This window comes from Botrimarina hoheduenensis, from assembly GCF_007859815.1.
Classification (GTDB): domain Bacteria; phylum Planctomycetota; class Planctomycetia; order Pirellulales; family Lacipirellulaceae; genus Botrimarina; species Botrimarina hoheduenensis.
This window is the reverse complement of sequence record NZ_SJPH01000001.1, coordinates 853749-875690: the sequence shown is the minus strand read 5'-3', so window position 1 is coordinate 875690 and position 21942 is coordinate 853749. Positions and strand designations below refer to the sequence as shown.

Genomic DNA, 21942 nt, shown 5'->3' with positions numbered 1-21942 from the left:
TCAGGCCGATGAGGGAACGTCAACACATCAATGCAAACAACTGCAAACACAACCAACCAAGGGAGTGGGGGCCTCGCGAGCGTCCTCACGGAACCCCTAACCGAACGCGACCTCGACTTCAGTCGTCTCGACCGGACCGTCGATCGTTACCAGCTCCTACTACTGGCCAAGCGGGTCGGCAAACAAGCCGGCTTCACGCCGCGGATGCTGCAGCTGCTGGAGTACTACTTGGCGTACACCACGGCCAAGGACTGGGAGGAGGGGAGCCGCCCGATCGTCTTCCAGTCACTCGCCCGCACCGCGATGGACCTGGGCGTCGGCGAACGGCAGATCCAGAAGCTGGAGAAACGTCTTTTCGATATCGGCGCCATCTGCTGGAACGACAGTGGCAACCACAAGCGGTTCGGGCGTCGCGATCCCAAGTCGGGCCGCCTGATCTTTGCCTACGGAATCGACTTGACGCCGCTAGCCTACCTCCATGACGAGCTTGTAGCAAAGCTGCACGAGAAGCAGCTTTACGCCGAAACGTGGCGGGCGACCAAACGCGAGATCTCCGAGACGCGGCGTCAGATCCGCGAGCGGCTCGAGCAGCTGGGGGAGGAGGGTATCGATTCCCAAACGCTCACTAATTGGGAAGAGCGATACCGCGAGATCGCGTTCGAGCTGAGGAGCCACATTGATCTGTCGTGTTTACGTGAGCTAGCCAAGCGTCACACCAAACTCCACGACACACTTTACCAGGCAATCACCCCCGAGACAGATGTTTTTTCTCCCCAGCCCACGACTTCTTCTCCTATCGCCCTTACCCCACGAAAACGTTCGCGCAGCCACGTCCAAAAGTTCGCGCACGAAGAACACACCACTCCAATAAATAAATTAGATCGAGAAACTCAAACGGAAAGCGACTCGAAAACCGAGCAGACCCCACTCCAGCCACGGCTTGCGTATCAGGCGATAGGGATGAGAACGCCACGCGAGGTAGCCGCTTACGCGACCGAGGCCTTTCGGGCTCATTTGCCTGCGACCAAGGGCCTGCTCACCTGGAGCAACCTGGTCGAAGCGGCCAACCGCCGAAGATCGGAGCTGCGGATCAGCCAGCAGAGTTGGGCCGAGGCTTGCGCGTCGATGGGGAGAGCTGGGGCGGCTGCTTGCGTCATTCTCACGGACCGCGCGATGGGGCACCAACAGAACCCGGTTCGTCGCCCTGCCGCGTACTTCAGTGGTCTTGCCAGGAAAGCCCGGCGAGGGGAGCTAGAGCTACAGCGGTCTCTGCTGCTTCAATCGTTGGTGCAGGGACTTGTCCTAGCCAAGAGGGGCCCATCGTCTGGTGCTACTCCTGACGCCCCTCGAACCCTGCCACTACGTCCGCGGCCAACCCCTCGAACTTCTCGCGTGGCACCTGGTAAGCGACCCGCCTGATCGTCCGCTTCTCGGCGGAAACAAAGTGCACAAAGAGAGGCCCGGGCTCTACCGAGTCTGGCAAGACAAGACTGTCAGGCTGGGTAGACAACAACGTCCACTGTGCCTGCGGTGGCGGTTCGGCGTAGAAGCCGGCGTAGGTGCGAATCAGCACGTTGCGTAGCTCTTCGCTTGCTCTCTCGGGTTCGTCAACGAAGCTGAACAGGTTGGACGCTCTCCCGGGCCGGCTGGGGTCTTGGTAGAGGTACAGCCAACCGGCCGGGACATTCTGCTTCTGACCGGGAAAGGGAGTGAGGTGGTTTATCAGGCAAGGATCGACATTGGGGACGAAGAAGCTCTTGGAAGACCAACCGTCCAAGAGCCGCACCGAAACAAACAGACCTTGCCAACCTGGTGGGATCAGCAGATACCCTTTCCGTTTACGAACCGCGGGTCCGTAGGCTGTATGAAAAGCAAAGTCGTACTTGTATGGCGGCGGCTTGAGTAGCGCATGCCGAAGGGTATTCACCTTGGGGTCCCAGAGCGGATCAACCGTCATCTCCGACGCGTCACCGAATGAAAAGGTCCTTATCTCGCCCCCATGACCGGCCCGTATGTTGATCTCTTTCACGACGCTGCAGATCGGCTGAAATCCAGTGGGCTTGAAGTAGAGCCCGACGAAATCGCCCATCGGGCTGCTGGGTGACAATGAGCCCAGCCACGCCTTGGCACGGCCCACCCGCTCCTCCTGGCTGAGGTTGGGCCCGAGTACTGGTGGCGAGGCCGGTTGGGGCAGTAGCGACTTCTTCCGCAGCGCCCGATCAATCGTTGGGGGACCGTCAGGGTTGTACGGTCCGACTGCTACCGGGGCGTACTCCATTCCCTCCGGGGGCCGGGGAAGGTCTGCCTTGAAGGCCATGCCATCGTGCCCCGGGGGAAGGCCTCCACCTAGTGCCCGCTCGCCACCGTCTGCGTGATGCTCACCTGGCGGCTTGACCGCAGGTTCTTCTTGACCGGATGGCGTTGGGGCGAGCTCTGGACCTGCAGAGGCGGACGATGGCGGTCGCCAGACATGCCCAGGCGGACCGAATACCACAACAGCGGCGACGACGCCTAGCAAGACGAGTAGCAGCGCAGCCGCGCGCAGCCTGGCAGGTGGTTTGCGAACGACGCCCACCGCAACCAGCCTGTCCCCCAACTCAACGGCAGAGCGGTATCGCTCCGCGGGCTTGATCGACATCGCCTTCAGGCAAGCCCGCGTAAGCGGCTTGGGCCATGCCGTAACTGCGGAAAGCTGGTCTCTGTCGAAGCGGCCCTGCGCGGCGTGCGAGAGTAAGCTCTGCCTATCGACACTCTCGTACAGCGTGGCCCCAGTCCCCATCCAGTAGAGCACCGCCCCGATCGAGAAGACGTCACTGAGCTCGCCGTCGTTCTCACCGTCAGCCGCCGCCTGTTCGGGAGACATAAAAGCAGGCGTTCCATGAAACTCGCCAACCTGGGCTCGCGACGAGCCCCAACTCGACCGGTCGATCGCCATCCCCAGATCGATCAGCTTCACCGCTCCCGAGTCATCGAGCCAGACGTTCTGCGGCTTGATGTCCCGGTGCAGGATACTGCGGCCGTGCAAGTGATCGACCACGCCGCACAGCTCGGTGGCGACGCGCACCGCTTCCTCAGCCGTGGGCCGATGCGTGGCGTACTTGTCGGCAAGCGTCATGCCCCGCAGGAAGGGCATCACGAAGTAGGCCCGGTCCTCATCAACGCCCGAGGCGATGACGTCGGGGATGCCCGGGTGCTGGCACTGACCGAGCAGCTCCCGCTCGCGGAGCAGCAGTTCGTTGTGCTCGGGCGACGCGCTGAGCTTGATCGCCACGGCGCTGTGCATGTCGTCTTGGGCCCGCAGCACGATGGCCTGGCCCCCTTCGCCCACGACCCGCAAGACGCGATAGCCCCGCAGCTCGACCGGCAACCGGTAGCCCGCGGCAAGCAACGGATAGGCGTCGCTTAAGACCTCGGCCAGATCGGGAAAACGTGAACGCAGCTCGTGGAGTGTTGGCGTGCGGCCTTGCCGTTTGCGGTCGTGATCGATCAGCTGAGGAAGCAACTGAGAAATGAGAACCGACCGCAATCCTTCGGGCGCCGCCTTGACCGCCTTCTTCAGCGCAGCGGCGCCCTCGTACTCGTAGCTCTGATCGAACGTGTCGATCCAAACACTCACCGCCGCCTGCTCTTCAGCAGAAAGGGCGGAGTAGGTATGGGGGTGATCGCTCAAGCGCCCCCCCCTGACGGATCGTCCTCACAGGTTGGTTCGAGCAGGCCACGGATCTGCGCGAGCCGTCGGCGGACCTGGTGCTCTGAGAGTTCCATCGTCTGGGCGATCTCGGCCGTCGTGTGGCATTCCAGCTTGAGCCTCGCAATCTGCAAGAGGTGCTCGTCGGCAATCTCTTCCGACAGCAGGCTCAGCGCTTGCGCGACATACGCCTCGACATCCTCGGGGCTCTTCCCTTGTTGGGAGAAACCCGTTTCGGCTGGACGCCCATCGAGCTGCGGCGTCATCTCGCTGTACCGCACCGCCTTCTTGTTCTTGAGGTAGCGCTGTGTCGCCGCCGCCTTATCGATCTTCCGCGTGAGCTGCTGCTCCAGCACGGGCCACAGGCTGTCGGGATCACTGGGAGGTGGGAGCTCGCCGCTGTCCGTCTGCCGCAGGTAGGTCCGCAGCGTGCTCATCGCGGTGTCGTCGGCGCTGACCGTCCCTTTGCGCATCCACCAGAGCGACCGCTCCGCCTGGCGGGCCAGCTTGTGCATCAACGCCGACCACTCGGCGGACGAGATCGCCGGGGTTTCATCGGGCTGGGGTTGGGGGTCAGCGTCGTTCTTCAAGCGGATCGCTCCTTTCACGGGTCAAAACGCAGTTTAGCCACCCCGACCCGCCGGGTCACGAACCGGCACCAAAAGACCTTAACGGGATTGTTTCGAGATTCTGCGCGCATCCCGAGTGCCTGCCCTCCCTGTAGCAAGTGTCGGCTCGGTTTGTCGCCAAGCAGCGGCGGCCGGCACCCCAGCAACAGCAAAGGGCATGTCATGAAAACAGAAGCTCCCCCAGGTCCCCGCGACGCATCCCACTGCGGCGTCCACGACGAATGGCAGGCTGACGATAAGCAGCTCGCCAAACCGTGGGACCCCGCCCCACAGGCACAGCGACACCCGAGTGACTTAATTGATTCCCTAGCCGAACGATTCGAGTTCTCCGTCGGCTTTTCGACGCTCGACGTCTGGTTCTGCACGACCTGGGAAGAACGTTTCCAGTGGCTCTCTGGCGAGCTGAAGATCGCCCATTTGGATCCCGCCTTCGCGGAGAGGAGCACGCCAATCGTATGGCTTGAGAAGCCGCAAAACGCGACGTACCGAAAGACCCTCTTGATCGCGCCAGTCGACGCCATGGTCGTCAGCAAGAGCGAACGCGGGAGCGTTAAATCTTGGACGCTGAAACCCACCGAGACGCAGAGCGTTTCTCGTTGGTTCGATTCCTACGGCGACCACTACGGGACAGCCTTCCTCGAGCTCCACCAGAAACTCAAGGATGCCGCGAAAACACCGCTTAAGACGTGGCAACCCGAGCTTGGGAGGTTCCTATGAGCACCCGCAGAAAGCCTTGCGATGGATCGCCTGCCTGCCAGCCGGTGTCCTCAGCGGACTGCTAGCCTCCGCTCTAACTTGGTCCTGCTTAGCGCCGTTCTGTGAGGGCGTTGTGTTGCTGGTCTTCGCTGCCGGAACGCTCAGCGGTTTGGTGCAACCGGTCGTAGGCTACCACGTAGGCCGAGCGAGCGCCCCCTCGAAGACGCGTAAGAGTCGCGACTTGATGCTCTACCCGTACGCCCTGCTTGGCTACGCCTCCGCCTTTTTCATTTTTATGCATTGGTGGGATGGACGACCGGTTGAGCCCGTCGCCGCCAGCGAATGGTGGGCGGATCTTGGGTTCTACATCGGGTCGGCGTTGGGGTGCCTCTCACTTCTTCACCCACCAACGCCTCGTCCGTTGGATCAACGCGACGCAAGCAAGCAACCCTTCGCTTCCCCCTTTGACTGGCCAAAGCCAGCCAGCAACTCCTAAAGGCTCCTCCATGTCTGCTTGTAAATCCAAATCGACGACCCGTCCTACGCGCAACGCCTGCCAGAACGAGCGGCGCCCTGGCCATCGACACGGCCTCACTAAAACGTCGGTGATCCTGCTGACAAGCGTCGCCGCCGTGGTGTCATTGCTGTTGGGTTTGGCGCTTCGTTCCGATCTCTCCAAAGCCGCGGAGCGGCGTTCAATGTGGGAACGCCAGCAAACGCTTGAAGAAGCGAGCGGGCGGCGTTGGTGGGCGATCAATTTCTACGCCACCACGGTCTATGAACCGGGTGATTTCCCAAAAGAGGGTTACTTCCGGGAGGACGGAACGCCTTGGACGCCCGAGGGAGGAGGGGCCTGCTTTGACGCTAAACGCAACCTGTTGCAGCCGCACCTTGACCTCGACCCAGAGGCTGATCGGGGGCCTTTCGGGCTTGGTTTCATCGGGCCGAGTCCAGCGTTCAGGTGACCCAACCGGAAACGCCGGCTCGAGGCCAACGCCAAACAACTCATATCTCACATCAAGGACTGCCTCAGGCAGCAGCGCCATGTTCCTCCTGTTCCTCCGCTACGTCCCCGCCGCCGCCTTCTGGATCGCGAAGCACGCCGGCGCCATCTCCTACCGCAACTGCAACCTGCAGACGCTCATTCTCGCCCCGCTGATCGTGGTGCTGCTGCTCCTTCCGGCGGTCTTCAGTGGCGGACGTCGTGAGCCACGTAGCAGCCAATCGACCTTCGCCACGACGGTTGGCCACACGGCTGCCGGCTACGAAGCGCCGACACCCTGGGGCTTTGAACGCTGAACCGTTGCCGTTTCGCCCTCTCCCACGCCTACACATAAGGAACCCCATCATGGACTACTACGGACCACGAACCCTCCTGAATATTCTTGCCGGGGCCACGCTCGCCACGCTCTGGCTACTGCTGGTGCCTTCGTTGACGGGGGAGCAGGAAGTCTCTGGAACCGCGCAACTGCTCGCTGCTTTGAGTTGGTCGGCGGCGATCGTCTACTTGCTCTCCTACCGCTTCCCTGGCCTCCGTCGTTGGATGCGACTGCCGGTGACCCTGCCGATCGTCGCGGCGGCGGTCGCCCTCGGGTACTTCTCCGTTGGCACCGAGCAGGGGCGATCCGAAGCCTTCTGGCTCTCGAGCTGTGTGCTTGTGCCGGTTTCGCTGCTGGCGGGTCCCCTGGCGATCAGCAGCCTCGCCTCACAGCTCCAGCGCCAACCCTGGTTCCGCGAGAACTTCTGCTCCGGCGACGGCGACAGCGCGACCTGGGCGAACCGGGGCGAGTACCACGCTCGCGAGATGCAGTTACCCCGCACCAAGGAGGGCAAGCTCGGCTGGACCGACCGCATCCTGCTTGGCGCCACCACCTTCCGGCACGATTTCATGCCCCGACTGGTGGGCATCAAGACCGGGGTGCATCTCTGCACGGTCGGCATGACCAACTCGGGCAAATCGGCGACCGCCCAGTGGCCCAACTACGCCATGTACGGCGGCGCCGGGCTGATCATCGACATGAAGGGGGAGCACGCCCAAGTCACCGGCCGGCGGCGGAGCGAGCTGGGGCCGGTCAGTGTGTTCGACCCGCTGCAGGTGACCGGGCTCCCCTCGGCGACCTGCAACGTGCTGGCGGGCATCGACGAGACCACCGATGACGGGCTGATCCAGATCGCCGAGATCCGTCAAGCGTTGATCCTACCGGAGAAGAACGCCGCTTCCGGCCCGCACTTCGCGGACAACGCCGGCACGCTGCTCGAAGGGGTGATCACCTGGGTCTGTCATACCCAGCCCCCCGAGCTGCGGAACCTGGCGACCGTCTACCGGATCATCGAGTCCCGTGACCCCGAGACCGGCGTCTACGACGAGCAGGTGTGGTCGAACGCGATTTACGAGATGTCCAACTGCCCGGTCGGCCAATGCGTGCCGGCCGCCAAGCTCATGGTAGACGCCGCCGAGGAGGAAGGGGGCTCGTTCAAGACGACCCTCTCGAAGAGCCTGAAGTGGATGGCCGGGAAGGGGATGCAGTCGTTTCTCTCCGGCGTTGAGAACCCGCTCTTGGAGCTGCCGACTCTAGGGGCCGAGAAGCCGACGATCTACGTCGTCGTGGGGGTCGGCAATGAGAAGAATTACACCCGTTACATCCGTCTGATGGCGGCGATGGGGGTCTACTACCTGCGACGCGACTTCCGCCGCACTCTCCAGAAGCCCTCCCCGAGCGTGCTGGTTGGCCTCGACGAGTACCCGCTCTACGCCGAGGGCCTCGACTCGATCAGCGATGGCTTCGGCAACCTCCGCGAAGCGGGCTGCATGCTCTGGGTCGGCGCCCAAAAGATTTCGCAGATCAAGAACGCGATCGGCCAAGAGCCCTGCAGTCTTCTGTTGCAGAGCTCTACCGTCCAGGTGTTCGGCGTGAACAACGACGGCGAGGACGTGGCGGCCTGGGTTTCCGGTGAGCTGGGCAAGCGGGTCGTCAAGAAGCGGGAGGGCTGGGGCCCCCTCGCCAAAGAGGTCGGCGAGAAGACGGTCCCGCTGATGACCTACCGCGAGGTCGAAGACACACTCCGCCAGCACGCGGCGAATCAATTCGTCTTCCCGGCCGACGGCGGGCCGCCGATGTGGCTCCACCGCCGCGCCTACAAGGACTTCCGTATCGACGGCAAACGGTGTTTCCAGCCGCTGCCGCTTGGTGATGTCTTCGAGGAACGCCGGAACGCGGCACCCGTCCCTGCTGATCGCTCGTAGTTGCCACTCTTACTTTTAAATTCTAGCCCCCCGAAATGGAGTCCCAAGCAATGGCCAAACAACCCAACCACAGTGCTGCTTCCCTCAGCGGCCGCCCCAAAGCGTTCTCCCACGTCAAAAGCCCGCGTCCCCGCTTCCAGCAAGCCGCGAATGTCGTGCAAGCGAAGAAGCCGACACAGGCCATGGCCACCGGCGTGAAGAAGCAATTCGGTAAGGCCCACGAAGGCCCCCGCGAGAAGCTCGCCAAGCCGAAGAAGCAGCTCGTCCCGACGCCCAAGGGCAACGAGGTCGAAGAGGTACACACGCAGGTCGAGCGTGAGAAGCAGGCCCGAAACCGCCGGCGAGACCAGCAGATGAAGAAGTGGCGTGAACGTCGCATCGAACCGTCGCATGGCGCCCGCCCGAAGCACGAGCTGAAGAAGCAGACGCCCGATGTCCACCTGAAGGCCGAGAAGAAACGCCAATTCCAACAGATGCTGCAAGCCAAACGAGCGATGCGTCGTGGCCGCGGCCGCTGAGCGACTTCATCAACACACAAGACTTTCATCTCACCATAAAAGGTTCAACCAATGTCCTCTCTCAACCACCAAGAAACCGCGGCCCTCCAAGAAGTCGATACCCAATCGCTCCGCCTACCGGGCGGCAAGACCGCCGTGGTCACCACGACCTGGCACACGTGGCTCGCCTACGAAGAGTTGCAAGCGTTCTACGGCTGGAGCGAGGACGAGATCCTCACGCTGCTGGTCGAGCAATGCGAAGCGGGCGACAGCGACCCGAGTCTCGCCTTCGAGATCGTCGTCGAGCACGCCTACGCCGGCTGTCGCCATGAAGACGAGCAGTTGCACGAAGCCGACACCGGAACGCTCCCGCTACCCCTCGGCAGGCTCCCCCGCCACGGGCAGGCCTCCCGCCGCCAAGCGTAGCCGCACCACTCCCTCTTCCTATCGCCCATGAACCAAGGAACCCAAGCCATGAACCCCATCGAAGCGGGCAAAGAAGCCCTCGAAGCGATCGTCCTCCCGCTGCAAGAAGAGAAGCGTGCGCTCACCGAACGAATCGCCGAGATCGACATCACCCTGAAGCCGCTCGAAGCCGCAATAAGCCCGCTCGAGGGCAAGGCACGCGGCAAGAAGAAGCCGAATCCGGGTGCCACCGCGCGGACGGTCACGCAAGAAGACGTGCGGAAGACGCTGCTGAGGCTACTCGACGTCAAACCGGCGGCTTCCAAAGAGTCGTTACTAGCCGCGGCAAAGAAGTCGCTCAAGGTCGAGCAAGGCTTGGACCTCAAAGGCTTCTCGAACCGCTGCCGCGAAGTCCTCTCCGAGGAACCGTTCCACGTCGATGAAGCCGGACGCGTCCGGCTGATCGATGCCGCGGAAGAACTTCCGGCGGCTCGTGAAGCGGCGTTGCACCACCGTGAACCGAAAACGGCTGTGGACAACTTCGCCTCGGGCGTTCTCGGGCGTTGATCGCAACGGGCGAATCACGGCAGGCTGATGCCACCTAGGGCCCCGCCTAGGAGACATGCCTATTCCTAAAAACAGAACCCCTTAAACCAACCACCCAAACGAACCACCAACCCAACAAACAAGACCCAAAGCAAAGAGCTACCAAGAAACCCACCCCGAAGAAGCCACCAACAAACGCCCCCACCAACCCCAGCCGAAGCAGCCAACCCGCCAACCACTCAGTAGCCCCTCATGTTGATCGCCACCCAAGCCAAGAGCATCGCCGGAACGCAGAAGTACTTCGACAAGGTGCTGACGCAAGGCGACTACTACCTCGGTCAAGAAGTGAACGGCGCCTGGCGTGGACTCGGCGCGGAACTGCTCGGCCTAGTCGAGGGAGAGACCGTCACCCGCGACCAATTCAGCCACCTGCTCGCGGGTCTCCACCCAATGACCGGCAAGAAGCTGGTGCAGCGACTACGCAAGGACCGCCGCCCCGGCGTCGATTTTACCTACTCGGTCCCGAAGAGCGTCTCGATCGCCTGGGCGGTGAAGAAGGACGATCGGATCCTCGAAGCGCTCCGAGAAGCGGTGCACGAAACGATGGCCCGCGACGTGGAGCCAAGGATGTGCCGCCGCGTGAGAGCGGGAGACAAAGCAGGCACTAAGGACCGCAAGCCAACCGGCAAACTCATCTACGCCGATTTTCTACATAAGACTTCCCGCCCCGTTGAAGGGAAGACCGACCCCCACCTGCACATCCACGCCTTCTGTCTCAACTGGACCCACGACGAGGGGAAGCACTACGCGGCCGAGATGGAAGAGATCATCCGCAGCCGCCCTTACCTGCAAGCCGCCTTCGAGGCTCGCCTCGCGAAGAAGCTCGGCCGCCTCGGCTACGGCGTCACCGCCACCCAGTACACCCAAGGGGGCAAGCAGAAGCGAGGCTGGGAGATCGCCGGCATCGAAAGAGCGACCATCGAAAAATTCTCGCAGCGGACCCAGCAGGTCGAAGCGTATGCCCTGGAGCACGGCATCACCGAGGAGGCGGCGAAGGCGAAGCTCGGCCTGAAGACCCGCGAGAAGAAAGACCAAGGGGCCACGGTCGAGACGCTCCGTGAAGAATGGCAGACCCGATTGACCCGAGAAGAACGCGAGCGGATCGAGGCCCTCGGGAAGGGGGCGATAGGAGAAGAGGGCGCGGCGGAGCGGATCGAAAGGTCGCGGGAGGCCTTGCAGCATGCGCTCGACCATCACCTCTACCGCCAATCGACCGTGGAAAAACAAGCGGTTATCGCGACCGCCTTAGAACGCGGGTTAACCCTCACTCCCGAAGAGGTCGCCGCCGAGCTTGACCGCAAAGAAGTCATCCAAGGCGAACGCGACATCCGCGGCGCCAAGCGGCAGTACGTCACCACGCCCCAAGTCCTCGACGCCGAGCGGAGGATGATCGCTTACGCCCGCGAAGGACGGGGCACCCGGCTACCCATCGCCAAAGAAGAACACGCCTTCAAGCGGGAGTGGCTCAACGACCAGCAGAAAGAAGCGGTCCGTCACGTATTGAAAAGCCGTGACGCGGTCACCGGCGTGATGGGGGGCGCGGGCACCGGCAAGAGCTCCCTCATGCAAGAAGCGGCCGAAGCGATCCACCAGAGCGGCAAGGACCTGTTCGTCTTCGCTCCCAGCACCGGCGCCAAGGAAGTCCTCGAAGAGAAGGGCTTCGAGAAAGCCCAGACCGTCGAGCATCTGTTACGCAATGAAAGACTTCATCCCGAACTGAAAGACCAGGTCCTCTGGATCGACGAAGCGGGCCTCTTGGACACCCGTTCGATGCTCGGCGTCTTCGACATCGCCAAACAACAGAACGCCCGCGTCGTCCTCTCGGGCGACACGCGCCAGCACTCCAGCCCCCGCCGCGGGGAAGCGGCTCGGCTTCTCGAGCAAGAAGCGGGCCTGTCGGTCGCGCGGGTCGAAAAGATCCAACGCCAGCAGGGCCGCTACAAGGAGGCGATCGAGCTGATCAGCCGCGGCAATGAGATCGTCGACAAGAAGCGGGGCACCACGGGCCTCGTCGCCGGCTTCGATCTGCTGGACAAGCTCGGCAAGATCAAAGAAGTCTCGACCGACGATCGGCACGCCCTCCTGGCAGAAGAGTACCTGAAGGCGAAGGGGAAGGAGACGCCGCTGGTGGTGTCTCCCACCCACGCCGAGGGCCGCGCCGTGACCCGCCAGATCCGCGACGGCCTCCGGGAGCGGGGGGCGATCGGGAAAGAAGAGCGCGAATTGGTGCAGCTCAAGCCGCTGAACCTGACCGATGCCGAGCGGAAGACGCCCGAGAGCTACCGCCAGCCCGGCCTGGTGGTGCAGTTCCATCAGAACGTGAAGGGGGGCTACGTCCGCGGCGAGCGTTACCGCGTTGAAGTCGACAAGCAGGGGCAGGTGGCGCTCGCCCCGATGGGTGGCGGCGCCAAGAAGCCGGTCCCGATCGACTCGCCCAACCGCTTTGAGGTCTACCGCGAAGAGAAGCTCGGCCTGGCGGTCGGCGACAAGGTCCGCTTCAGCCTCGGCGGCACGGGGATCGACAACAAGCGGAAGATCAGCAACGGCCGCATCGACGAGGTCGCCGGCTTTGACAAGCGGGGCAACCTCAAATTGAAGAGTGGCCTGGTCGTCTCCAAAGAGTACGGCCACCTCGACCACGGCTTCGTCATCACCAGCCAGACCGCCCAGGGCAAGGACGCCAAGAAAGCGATCGCCGCGATGGGCTCGCAGTCGCTCCCCGCCATCAACGCCAAGCAGCTCTACGTCACCGCCTCCCGCGGCAAGCAGGACGTCACCCTCTACGTCGATGACAAGCAGGCGGTGCGGCGAGCGATCCAGGGGGCAGGGCAACAGCTCTCCGCTACGGAAATGGTCAAGGACCAAGAGCTTGTCCAGCAGCAGACGAAGCGCCCGGCCCAACACCAACAGGCCGCATCAAGAGCCCAGCAACGGGCAGCCAAACCGACCAAGCGACCCCAGCCGAACGCTGCCCCCCAAACGCCACACGCCCGCCGCCGGCAATCGGTCATCGAGCGGGCCCACGCGTGGTGGGCGAAGCGCGGGTCGGGACGCGGGCCGAAGGTCGCCAAGCAAACCGGCTTCGCCTCGCCACACACTCGCCAGCAGCACAAGCCACAGCCAGGAAGGAGCTAACCAATGGCCCAGAACCTCCCATTCCCCTCCAACGAGAACCGTCAGCACGCGGCCGCCGCGATCGCCGGCACCAGCCAAGTGCCTTGGAAACGGGTGTCGCCGACCGAGCCCGCACCGCTGATGTTCCAGGTCTGCTTCTGCGACGGGTGCGCTACCAGCTATGCCTACTGCGACTTGCGTGAGATCCGCCTCCGCGACGCCGGCTTCCTGCAGCTCGGGCTACTGGGCATGGAGAAGCTCGTGATCTCGATCGCCGGCCGGAACCTGACCGAACTCGCCGAACTGATCGCCGCGGGCAAGCTGAAGTCGTTCACCGAGCTCGGCCCGCGCACCTTCGACCGCCCCGAGACGAGCCCCTCAATCGACAAGGTGACCGTCGAAACCCTGACCGGGCACGACTACTAGCGTCACGGCGAGCGCCTTCCCAGCCCCCCTTACCAATGAAACGGAGCGTCTCCAATGAGCTTCCTCCCTGACCCAAGACCGAACGACCCCGTCGCCCTCACCGATGTGCCGGCGATACTGCCCAAGCGACACGGCAAGAAGGTGCACCACTCGACCGTCTACCGTTGGGCGACCAAGGGGGTGCGGGGCCGCGTGCTGGATAGCCACAAGGTGGGCAACGTCCGCTTCACCACGGTCTCCGCGCTGAACCGCTTCTTCGACCCTACCCGGGGCCGTGAAGAAGACGATCGGCGGACGGCGATCAAGCGCGCGCTCTACGGCGACAAGTAGCTACGGCGTTCCTGAAGGAGCCCACCCAGAAAAGATGGAACCGCCCGTCTCCGGGCGGCTCCCAAGGGGTGGTGAGTTAGGCTTCTGCCTTGCTCGCCTGGTAGTCGGCTTCTTCCAGCTCGCGGATCGTGTCGTAGGCCTGCTGGTAGAGCCTTGCCGCCTGCAAGAGCTGGGTGCCACTCAGACTGGAGGTCACTTGGTAATCTCCGGATTTGTCCTTGTAGCTCCGCTGGATGGCCGAGGTCGAGTAGAACGGGCGTCCGTTCTCGGTGTCGTTCTGCCAGATGGCGATCTCGACAAGGCCGTCCTTGAAGCGGGCGACGGGTTCGTTGGTCGTTAGAGTTTGGTTTGTCATGGTCTTTCTCCTTTTCTAGTTAGTTGACGTACGCATCCGGTTTGTCCACCGAAAAGCGGGCGTGTCCAACGTCTGCCCGGAGGGACCACAAAAGAATTTCAAGCGCTAGCGCCTCGTGAAATTGTTTTTGGCGTTTGACTCGGCCGATGCGGGGGACAGGATAGCGCTACTCAATCTGGCTGGAAAGGAAAAAGCGACGAGCCGATCTATACCACAACGATTCCTGTGCTCACATCAAAGGTCATTGCTTGCCAGCCGACAGCCGCCCGGACGATAACGAGCGGGCGTTCTATTTCTCACCGTTCTCGGCCACGAGGCGCAAGGATGATCCCAACCACGACCACCATTCACGATGGCGTACCGCCGATGCAGGCGGCGACGGTTCTCGGCAGCCAACCACGGGGCGTGACGAGAGACGATGATGAATGAGTGAGCCAGGTAGAAGCTTAGCTCCGCAGACCCAGTTGATCCATCGGTGACGGTCGGCCCATGCTGGAGTGGGCGCTGCCGACAATCGAAGGAGCACAGCGCGAGCACTCCGAACACGGCACCACGCAGGTCGAGTAGGGCTTGTTATCGGAGCCCCGCAGGACGCTGGCGTCCGGCTCGCAGTGGCCGATTTTGTGATACGCTCTCGCGTCCTTGAGAGAGGAAGAGCGAGGGAGCCTCTGCGTCGTCGCCGCCATGCACGACTGCTTGCGGGCCGCCCGAGAAATCCACCTATTGTTCGGCTGAACCTGACAGGCTTCTTCCCTCTTTCTCTCAAGAGAATGCCGCGATAGCAGCACAAAATCGGCCCCGGTCAACTGCTCGCCAGTTGACCGGCTTAGGAGACTTCCCTCGCGAGCCTGGTTTGGCGCTGCGGTGAGGATCACCTCAGCAACTTTGCGGAGGGCCTTCGGCAGGTCGGGTGAGGTAACCTCGGAGAGTTGTCCAGGGGCAAAAGCCCGCGAAGTCGATGCAACGTCGCTCAGTCGCAGCAGGTAGATTGAGCAAGGCGGTCTGCACTGACGCGAGCTTGAACGGCACTGCCCGGCTTGTCCGACAGTAGACGCCGTCTACCCACTTCTGCACCGCTGGGCAAGATAGCAGTGGCACCCAGCGCTTAGTGCTAGGCGATGTTCAACACCACCGCCTCGGCCGCTTGCTGTTCGGTCAGGTGGTGCAGCTGCTGCAGGGTCAGGGAGCCGAGCGACCACGTGCAGGTCCTTGCTTTGCCTGCCGAAGCCTTCTCAGAACGCCACGGCTAGTTCCTTCACCGACAGGTGCCCCAGCAAGTAATCGTTCAACAGCCCCGACCCGCTCGACTCCAGCAGCTTAGGCCGGGTAATCCCATCGGTCGAGGAGGGGCTTACTCGTCTGGTCGCGGACGGTTCTCATCCCGACAGATTAGCGCCACGCCATGACCGAGCAAGACCGGACGGCGGCTTTTTTGCCAATGCATCAAAATTCGACGATAATTCCCGAACGAGCGATCGGAAGAGAACCTTTTGTGTGCGATCGCGTCCTTCGGTACATTCTCGCAAGATTGGAGGCAACGCATGGCCCGAATGTCAAACAACGAACACCGCAAGCTGGTACGCCTTTACCTCGGCGTAAGTGGCGGCTACTTGGGAGAGTTCAGTGACATAGGGGTGCTTGAGCGATTTTATATCCGGATCGGCGTTGATGCTGACCCACGCGCTGGCTCGGGGACGAACCGCGAGAGGTTTGAGCGGATTCTGAAGGAGTGCCCGCCGAATGAGCAAGCGGCAATTATCCGTGGCTCGCTTAAGATGCACCCTCCAGACGCCTCTCGCTTCGAGGGTCGATCCCAAGAACTGCACGACGAGTTGCTAGCCGTGTCGGCGCGGCTAGAAGGGTGTGCGGCGGTCACGATTCGTCGGCCGGCAGTAACGTGCGACATAGTTGAACAAGCGATCGACCAGGCCGAAGACCTCATTGGGAAGCGCGGCTTCGCTAGCGCGGTTGATCGAGTCCATACCATGCTGCACGGCTACCTTCGCAACCTCTGCGATGAAGCTGGTATCGAGTTTGGTCAGAAAGACTTGATGAGCGGACTGTTCTCATTGATTCGCAAGCAGCATCCAGCCTTTCAGAGCGCGGACCAGAGGCAGGGCGAACTCGTCAAGATTTTTCGCGCGATGTCGAGCATCATGGATGCACTTAATCCGATCCGCAACGACAAGAGCATGGCCCATCCCAACAAGGAACTGATCGCTGCTCCTGAGGCTGGTCTCGTAGTTGATCTCGCGAGAACGATGCTCCACTACATCGATATGAAGGTGACTGCACAGCGCGTGTCCGCACCGTCATGAGCCACACAGCTACCCGCGAACTGCGACCCGTCGTACCCCATGGGCTCAGCCTCTCGCGTGACCAAGTAAGTCTTTCAACAGGAGCTTGTGCGATCAGCAAGTTGGCAACTGTGCCCTCCCAATTTGCAGTAACGCGGTAACGACTACTTGCCGTCGAGCCAGCTGGCCAGGTCAGCCAGAATCGCCTCTCGATCGACCTTCGCAGTGCAGAGCTGGATGATGTCTGCCGCAGGGAGTGTACGGTAGCCGCTGGAGTCCTTCGGCATGGCCAGTAGCTGATCTGCTATTTCCTCAATCAAAGAGCGAAAGCCATTGAGGCCAAGAATGCGTAGCGAAGTCTTCTCTGCCTCGAATATAAGAGCAGAGGCTTCCGGGGGCTCAAACCCTAAGGGAAAGAGCGTGCGAACTTTGGATATACCCAGATGCCTGCGAACTGCGTGGCATATGTCCTGGAGGTCTTTGTCGAAGTCGTTCTTTCCAGTAGCAGCGGTGCCAGCCCACATAACTAAAAGATACTTCCGCAAGTCGGACAGGCTTGTCATATCCGCCTGAATGGCGGGTACCATCTCAGCAGGCGGCTTTTGGCCAGAGCCTTTCAGACGAATGAGTTTAAGCTGATGTTCCCAGCCGACGAGCCAGAGAACGGCTGCGTGACCAGCTTCGTGCAGGGCGAGGTCTTTGTCGGATGCTGCCATGACGGGCTATTTTAGCGTCGGGAGTTTACCTAAGGGCATGGCTGGCTGATCCAGCTATCCTGCCATAGCCCCTCTATGAAGGCACGTTGTGAGTCAAGCGTACTTGATTGTTGAATCGGTGGCTTCCCTTCCCTTATCCGGCGTTCAGTGCCGGACAAGCCGGACAGTGGCGCTTAAGTCTCGCGCCTGTTTGTCCGTCACCTCAGCAAGATACGGGTCATCAATTGCCGCCGCGGTTGGATGTTTCGGGCTTCGTCGAACTGCAGGCAGTGGCATTCACCGACCGCAAGTAGAACGCCGGCGAATCACCCTCAGCCAACCTCCCTGGCTACCTTTTCAGCCAGCTGCCGATCCCGCTCGGCATACACCTGCGTAACGTCTGCCCGCTCGTGCCCGCAGATCACCTGAGCCGCTTCCAGGCCGTACTTCTTGCGGATCTCGGTCGCCCCGGTGTGACGCAGCTGGTTGGGAGTCCATACCTCGACACCTGCCTTCTTGCAGCCGCGGCGGATCGACACCCGGTAGCTGGCGACCTGGTAACGCTCAGCCGGTGGACGCGCGGCCGATCGCTTCCAAGGCTTGTCCTTTAGCTTCTGCTGACGCTGGCGAGCCCTGGCGACAGACTCCTCGGGCGAGAAGCAGAACTTCCCTTCATCACGCTGGAGGTAAGGAGCAAGAAGCCGCTGTGCCTGCGGCCCGATGTAGACCGACCTGGACTTCTCGTGGTGCTCGGTCTTATGAGCGTCAGGCGTATAGACCCAGACCTCACCGCTACGATCGATGTCGCAAGGCCGCAGTGCACAGACCTCACCCGGCCTGGCACTGGTCAGCCGCTGGAACCGCACCATGTCCGCCACAATCTCCGGCAGGCAGGGCAGCGTCTGCTGGATCCGAGCGTCCTCGACAGGCTGCACGTCGGCCAGCTCTCGCGCATCGGTCCGCCCCTTCTTAAGCCCGCCGAGCGCCGCCAGCTGCAGCGGCACCTCCGCCGCACACATCTCTTTTCCTACCGCCCACTTGAACATCCGGATCAGCCGGCTGATCTGCTTGTTGATCACCTTCCGCGACCAATCCCGCTCGGTGATCAGGTCGTCGCGGAAGTTGTCGAGCTGCACCGGGCCGAAATCATCGACCGGCTCGTCCCCGTGCTTCTTGCCGAGCAAGCCGGTCAGCTCGACAATCAGCTCCGCTTCCCGGGTCACCTTGCCGTACTTCACGTAGTACGAGCTGGCGTGCCGGCGGTAGACGAAGATCAGCTCATCGAGCGTGACAACGCCCCCTTCGCGACGCTTGCGGCGGAGGGCTGCCGGGTTGAGCGTCTTGGCGAGCGAGTCTTCGACCGACTGGACGGCCTCATCCCTCTCGATGACGGCCTGCTTGGACCGCCATTCGGCCAAGTATTCTCGGTACCGATCGTGGCTCTTGGGGGAGCCGTACTTGCCGAGATAGACCTCGCGGCCGTTGACGTAGACGCAGGCCTGATTAGAAGCTTTGTGCCGACCGTATTTGGGCGGTCTTTTCAGAAGGCGGGGCATGGGCGGAACCTCGTTTTGGGAGCCAAACCCGTAGTCCGCCACCCTCTACGGGTTTTGACTACGGGTTTTCGCTACTAACGAGCCGCTCTGCCAACCGCTGGCAGGTAACCTAAGCGTAGGTATCAGCTAGACTTACAAAAAGTGGCGGGGGCCGGATTCGAACCGACGACCTCGAGGTTATGAGCCTCGCGAGCTACCTGGCTGCTCCACCCCGCGTCAGACTTATAACAGTATCGCCATAATATCGGCCCGACAAGGGGTCGGCTCTCGCCCCCTCGAGCTGTGCCGCAGAGTTCGCCTAATCCGCAACCTTGGCCACCGGAGCTGCCGGTATGAAAGCGTTCCGCTGATGGCCTGTCTTGCCTGGGGTCGATAGTTTTTGAAGTCATCGGCGAAGATAAGAGTGAAGCGTCGTGCGGATCCGCAGACGCAGTTGCTCTCCCCCATCGGTAGCCCGGGCAATTGTCGCAATTCATGCCCCCACCGACTCTCCCGCCGCCAGCCGAAGCCGGTGCAAGGTTGCCCGGCAAGCATCGCAGCACGCAGAAGACTAGCGGCCTCGATCACGAGCCCAAGCTGATCGGCGTGGGGTGGTGGCTGACCGATGCGCCGGCCTGGCTCGCCAGCGCCGCACTGCATCTTACGGTGCTGATCCTCTTAGCGCTGCTAGCCATCGCGATCGATGAGGATCGTAACCTGACATTGACCGGGGTTTTTGCCGAGGATCTGGGTGAGCAACTCATCGAGCCACAGCTCGACCTGTCGGCAGAGATCGAGGTGGATGAACTCCAGCAATCGCTAACGCCCGAATTCTTAGAACCGGTACCGCTTCCGCTCGCTGCGCCGACTCCAACGCAGATCAGCCCGAATGCCCGGGCGCTGACGAGCCTGCTGGACATCAAGACTCCGGGGGCCGCTTTTGCAGGACGCGAGGAAGGAACCCGCATCGCCTTGCTAAAAGCCTACGGCGGGACCGAGCGAACTGAGGCCGCCGTACTTGCGGGGTTGCGCTGGTTGCGTCGTAAGCAGCAGCGTGATGGGGGATGGAGCCTTGAAGGGCGCTACGCCAATCCCGCGAATACAGAGAACCGCGAGGCGGCGACCGCCATGGCGCTGCTCGCGTTTCAGGGTGCCGGACACCTGCCCGAGGGAAAAGGCGAGTTCTCTAAAACGGTACGCGAGGGGTGGGAATGGCTGCTTAAGCGGCAACAACCCGACGGATCGTTTTTCTCCGAAGGCAGAAACAACCACCGCTACTATACCGATGCGCTGGCGACAATCGCTCTGTGCGAGCTGTTCGGCATGACGCGCAACAACGATTATTTGCTGTCGGCCCAGTCGGCCATCGATCATCTGATCGATGGTCAGACCACCGTCGGCGGCTGGAAGTATCGGCCGCGTGAAGGAAATGACCTGTCCGTGACGGGCTGGGTGCTGATGGCGCTCAAGAGCGGACGCATGGCCGGCTTAGAAGTGCCGTCGGAGGTCTTTGAACAGGTCACCGAGTTTCTCGACAACGATGTCTCGCGTGCCGAGGGCAGCCAATACGTCTATGAGCGCTCCATCGTCTTCAACCCCGAGCAGCCCCCCGCGATGACCGCGGTGGGGCTGTTGTGCCGTCAGTATTTAGGTTGGCCAAAAGACTTCGTGCCGCTGCGGCAGGGAGTCGATCTGCTGCTGAACCATCCGCCGGAGTGGATCGATCGGCGGCGCGACATCTACTACTGGTACTACGCCACGCAGGTCTGTCGACACATTGGGGGCGACACCTGGAACGAATGGAACGGCGTAATCCGCGAGGTGCTGCCCGATCACCAAGTGAAGTCAGGCTCCGAAGAAGGAAGTTGGAGCCCCGTGGGTGACCGCTGGGGATCAACTGGGGGCCGCTTGTATCAGACTTGTCTGTCGATCTACGTGCTGGAGGTCTACTACCGCCATCTGCCGCTCTATCGCGAAGGTGTGACGATCGACGGTAAATAAGCGCGTATCGTTACCAACAAAAAATCCCTCCCCTTCGCGTACGAAGAGGAGGGATCGAGGCACGGCAATGCGATCGCTCGGCTGATCACTCACCCGGGGGCGGGGGCGGAGGTCCGTCCGGTCCACGCCCTTCGCGCGGTCCCCCTCTTGGAGGACCGAAGCCGCGGTCGCCCCGCGGTCCCGGAGGCCCCGACCGACCGCGCCGCTCGCCCATCCGCTCACCCCGTGGTGGCGGCGGGGGCATATCAAACGGCTCGCCAAGCATTTCTTTGAGCTGGGCCTGCTGCTCGGTGGTCAGCTCCTCATAGAGCTTCTCGCGCGAGGCATCGGTTACATCACGAATCTGCTGGGCAAGAGCACCGCGTAGCTCGTCCGCCTTCGCGCGGATCTGTTCGCCTTGCTCAAGAGTTACGCCGAGTTCCTCGGCCAGTGGTCCATGAGATAAGACCATCGGCCCCATTCGTCGCACGCGGAGCTGCAGTTCGATCTGCTCCAGACGTGTCATTTGCTCGGTGGTAAGCACCTCGCCTAGGCGTTGCTCGATCTCACCACGCATCGCGTCGAGGCGTTCACGCATCTCGGTACCCCGTTGAGGTCCGCCCTCGCGTCCGCCGCGTTGGCCACGCTCACCACCGGGGCGACCCTCAGGCCGTCCTTCAGGACCACCGGGCCCGCCTTCGGGACGAGGCGGACGTGCCCCATCGCGAGGTCCCTGGGGGCGTCGGGCACCACGCTCTCCACGCTCTCCTCGTCGCGTGCCGGCTTGCTCGCGCATGTCACGGGCCAGCTCGCGGAGCTGGGTCTGCTGTTCCTCGCTAATGCCGAGTTCCGCTCGGACCTCTTCCATCCGTAGCAGCATGCCCATGTGAGCCGCGGGGGGGGGCGGCGGGGGCATATCGGGCCCCGCTCCGGGAGGCCCGCCTGGTCCGCCATGACCAGGCCCGCCCGGCCCTGGCTGGGCGGTCGCGACGACCGCCACCAACAGCACACTGCTCACGCCCAGCACCGCGGGCCATGCCCGCGAGGCACTCGCTATCGATCCCATGACGCCTGTCTCCCTAATGTTTCTGTAGTGCGGTAGCGGCTCCAACGGCCCCGCCGCTGCACGGCAAGCGGGCAGCGGGTCAGGCCTGTGGCCCGTGTTGGAGCGGCTCGGCATAAGCCGAGTTATCAAGACCACTAACCCCGTCGCGCGGGTGGGGTGCCGCTAAAACGGGGAAAGAAATCGGGCGTGCCGGCAGGCGACCGAGCTTGCCAGCTAGCGAAACCCGCCCTAGCCTTCGCGGAGCGGCAACTTGGTTGGTGATGCTGCCTCGTTGCCGGATTTGCCTCCCAGCCCGTCGAGGGGTCGCGTGCCAGCCACCAACTGCGGGTAGATTCGCCCGCTCCCCTGAAAGTGCAACTTAGCTTCAGCCGCTGAGAGC

General features: G+C 62.4%; 19 protein-coding genes and 1 tRNA gene. 13 read left to right on the top strand and 7 right to left on the bottom strand.

Annotation, left to right across the window (positions count from 1 at the left end; translation table 11 throughout):
- Positions 1-30 precede the first annotated feature (30 nt).
- Positions 31-1419, top strand: a complete 1389-nt coding sequence (gene repC, locus Pla111_RS03470) for a plasmid replication protein RepC (protein WP_146571372.1) — start codon at positions 31-33, stop codon at positions 1417-1419.
- On the opposite strand, the gene Pla111_RS03465 is transcribed toward repC, so the two are convergent.
- Positions 1331-3670, bottom strand: coding sequence for a serine/threonine protein kinase (locus Pla111_RS03465; RefSeq protein ID WP_146571371.1), 2340 nt, complete (start codon positions 3668-3670; stop codon positions 1331-1333). The genes repC and Pla111_RS03465 overlap by 89 nt on opposite strands.
- Positions 3667-4278, bottom strand: a complete 612-nt coding sequence (locus tag Pla111_RS03460) for an ECF-type sigma factor (RefSeq protein ID WP_146571369.1) — start codon at positions 4276-4278, stop codon at positions 3667-3669. Before Pla111_RS03460 ends, Pla111_RS03465 begins: the two co-directional genes overlap by 4 nt.
- Positions 4279-4479: 201 nt before the next feature.
- Between Pla111_RS03460 and Pla111_RS03455 the strand changes: the two genes are divergently transcribed.
- The 10 genes from Pla111_RS03455 to Pla111_RS03410 all read left to right on the top strand — a co-directional run bounded on the left by Pla111_RS03455 (position 4480) and on the right by Pla111_RS03410 (position 13635).
- On the top strand, positions 4480-5034 hold the full coding sequence (locus Pla111_RS03455) for a hypothetical protein (RefSeq protein WP_146571367.1): 555 nt from the start codon (positions 4480-4482) through the stop codon (positions 5032-5034).
- Positions 5035-5477: 443 nt separating this feature from the next.
- Entirely contained in the window at positions 5478-5978 is a 501-nt protein-coding gene (locus Pla111_RS03450; protein ID WP_231930627.1) for a hypothetical protein, read from the top strand.
- 79 nt (positions 5979-6057) lie between these two features.
- On the top strand, positions 6058-6312 hold the full coding sequence (locus Pla111_RS03445; protein WP_146571363.1) for a hypothetical protein: 255 nt from the start codon (positions 6058-6060) through the stop codon (positions 6310-6312).
- 49 nt (positions 6313-6361) lie between these two features.
- Positions 6362-8257, top strand: coding sequence for a type IV secretory system conjugative DNA transfer family protein (locus Pla111_RS03440; RefSeq protein WP_146571361.1), 1896 nt, complete (start codon positions 6362-6364; stop codon positions 8255-8257).
- 50 nt (positions 8258-8307) lie between these two features.
- Entirely contained in the window at positions 8308-8775 is a 468-nt protein-coding gene (locus Pla111_RS03435) for a hypothetical protein (protein ID WP_146571360.1), read from the top strand.
- A gap of 51 nt (positions 8776-8826) precedes the next feature.
- Positions 8827-9180, top strand: coding sequence for a hypothetical protein (locus tag Pla111_RS03430; protein ID WP_146571358.1), 354 nt, complete (start codon positions 8827-8829; stop codon positions 9178-9180).
- Between the two features lie 48 nt (positions 9181-9228).
- Positions 9229-9726 carry a hypothetical protein gene (locus Pla111_RS03425; protein ID WP_146571356.1) on the top strand — a complete coding sequence of 166 codons (498 nt, stop codon included), beginning with the start codon at positions 9229-9231 and terminating at the stop codon, positions 9724-9726.
- A gap of 231 nt (positions 9727-9957) precedes the next feature.
- Complete coding sequence (mobF, locus tag Pla111_RS03420) at positions 9958-12900, top strand: MobF family relaxase (protein ID WP_146571354.1); 2943 nt, start codon at positions 9958-9960, stop codon at positions 12898-12900.
- Between the two features lie 3 nt (positions 12901-12903).
- A complete protein-coding gene (locus Pla111_RS03415) occupies positions 12904-13305 on the top strand; it encodes a hypothetical protein (protein ID WP_146571352.1) in 402 nt (133 codons plus the stop codon).
- Between the two features lie 54 nt (positions 13306-13359).
- Complete coding sequence (locus Pla111_RS03410) at positions 13360-13635, top strand: DUF1580 domain-containing protein (RefSeq protein WP_146571350.1); 276 nt, start codon at positions 13360-13362, stop codon at positions 13633-13635.
- A 76-nt stretch (positions 13636-13711) separates the two neighbouring features.
- Here the strand turns inward: Pla111_RS03410 and Pla111_RS03405 are convergent, their stop codons facing one another.
- Entirely contained in the window at positions 13712-13990 is a 279-nt protein-coding gene (locus tag Pla111_RS03405; protein WP_146571348.1) for a hypothetical protein, read from the bottom strand.
- A 1550-nt stretch (positions 13991-15540) separates the two neighbouring features.
- Between Pla111_RS03405 and Pla111_RS03400 the strand changes: the two genes are divergently transcribed.
- Positions 15541-16308 carry an abortive infection family protein gene (locus Pla111_RS03400; protein ID WP_231930619.1) on the top strand — a complete coding sequence of 256 codons (768 nt, stop codon included), beginning with the start codon at positions 15541-15543 and terminating at the stop codon, positions 16306-16308.
- A gap of 143 nt (positions 16309-16451) precedes the next feature.
- Here Pla111_RS03400 and Pla111_RS03395 read toward each other — a convergent pair whose 3' ends face one another.
- From Pla111_RS03395 to Pla111_RS03385, 3 genes are all read right to left on the bottom strand, one after another.
- Positions 16452-17003, bottom strand: a complete 552-nt coding sequence (locus Pla111_RS03395) for a hypothetical protein (RefSeq protein WP_146571344.1) — start codon at positions 17001-17003, stop codon at positions 16452-16454.
- Between the two features lie 311 nt (positions 17004-17314).
- Positions 17315-18538 carry a tyrosine-type recombinase/integrase gene (locus Pla111_RS03390; RefSeq protein ID WP_146571342.1) on the bottom strand — a complete coding sequence of 408 codons (1224 nt, stop codon included), beginning with the start codon at positions 18536-18538 and terminating at the stop codon, positions 17315-17317.
- 142 nt (positions 18539-18680) lie between these two features.
- Positions 18681-18754 (bottom strand) — tRNA-Met (locus tag Pla111_RS03385).
- Between the two features lie 258 nt (positions 18755-19012).
- Between Pla111_RS03385 and Pla111_RS03380 the strand changes: the two genes are divergently transcribed.
- Complete coding sequence (locus Pla111_RS03380; RefSeq protein WP_146571341.1) at positions 19013-20518, top strand: prenyltransferase/squalene oxidase repeat-containing protein; 1506 nt, start codon at positions 19013-19015, stop codon at positions 20516-20518.
- Positions 20519-20603: 85 nt separating this feature from the next.
- On the opposite strand, the gene Pla111_RS03375 is transcribed toward Pla111_RS03380, so the two are convergent.
- A complete protein-coding gene (locus Pla111_RS03375) occupies positions 20604-21563 on the bottom strand; it encodes a hypothetical protein (protein WP_146571339.1) in 960 nt (319 codons plus the stop codon).
- Positions 21564-21942 lie beyond the last annotated feature (379 nt).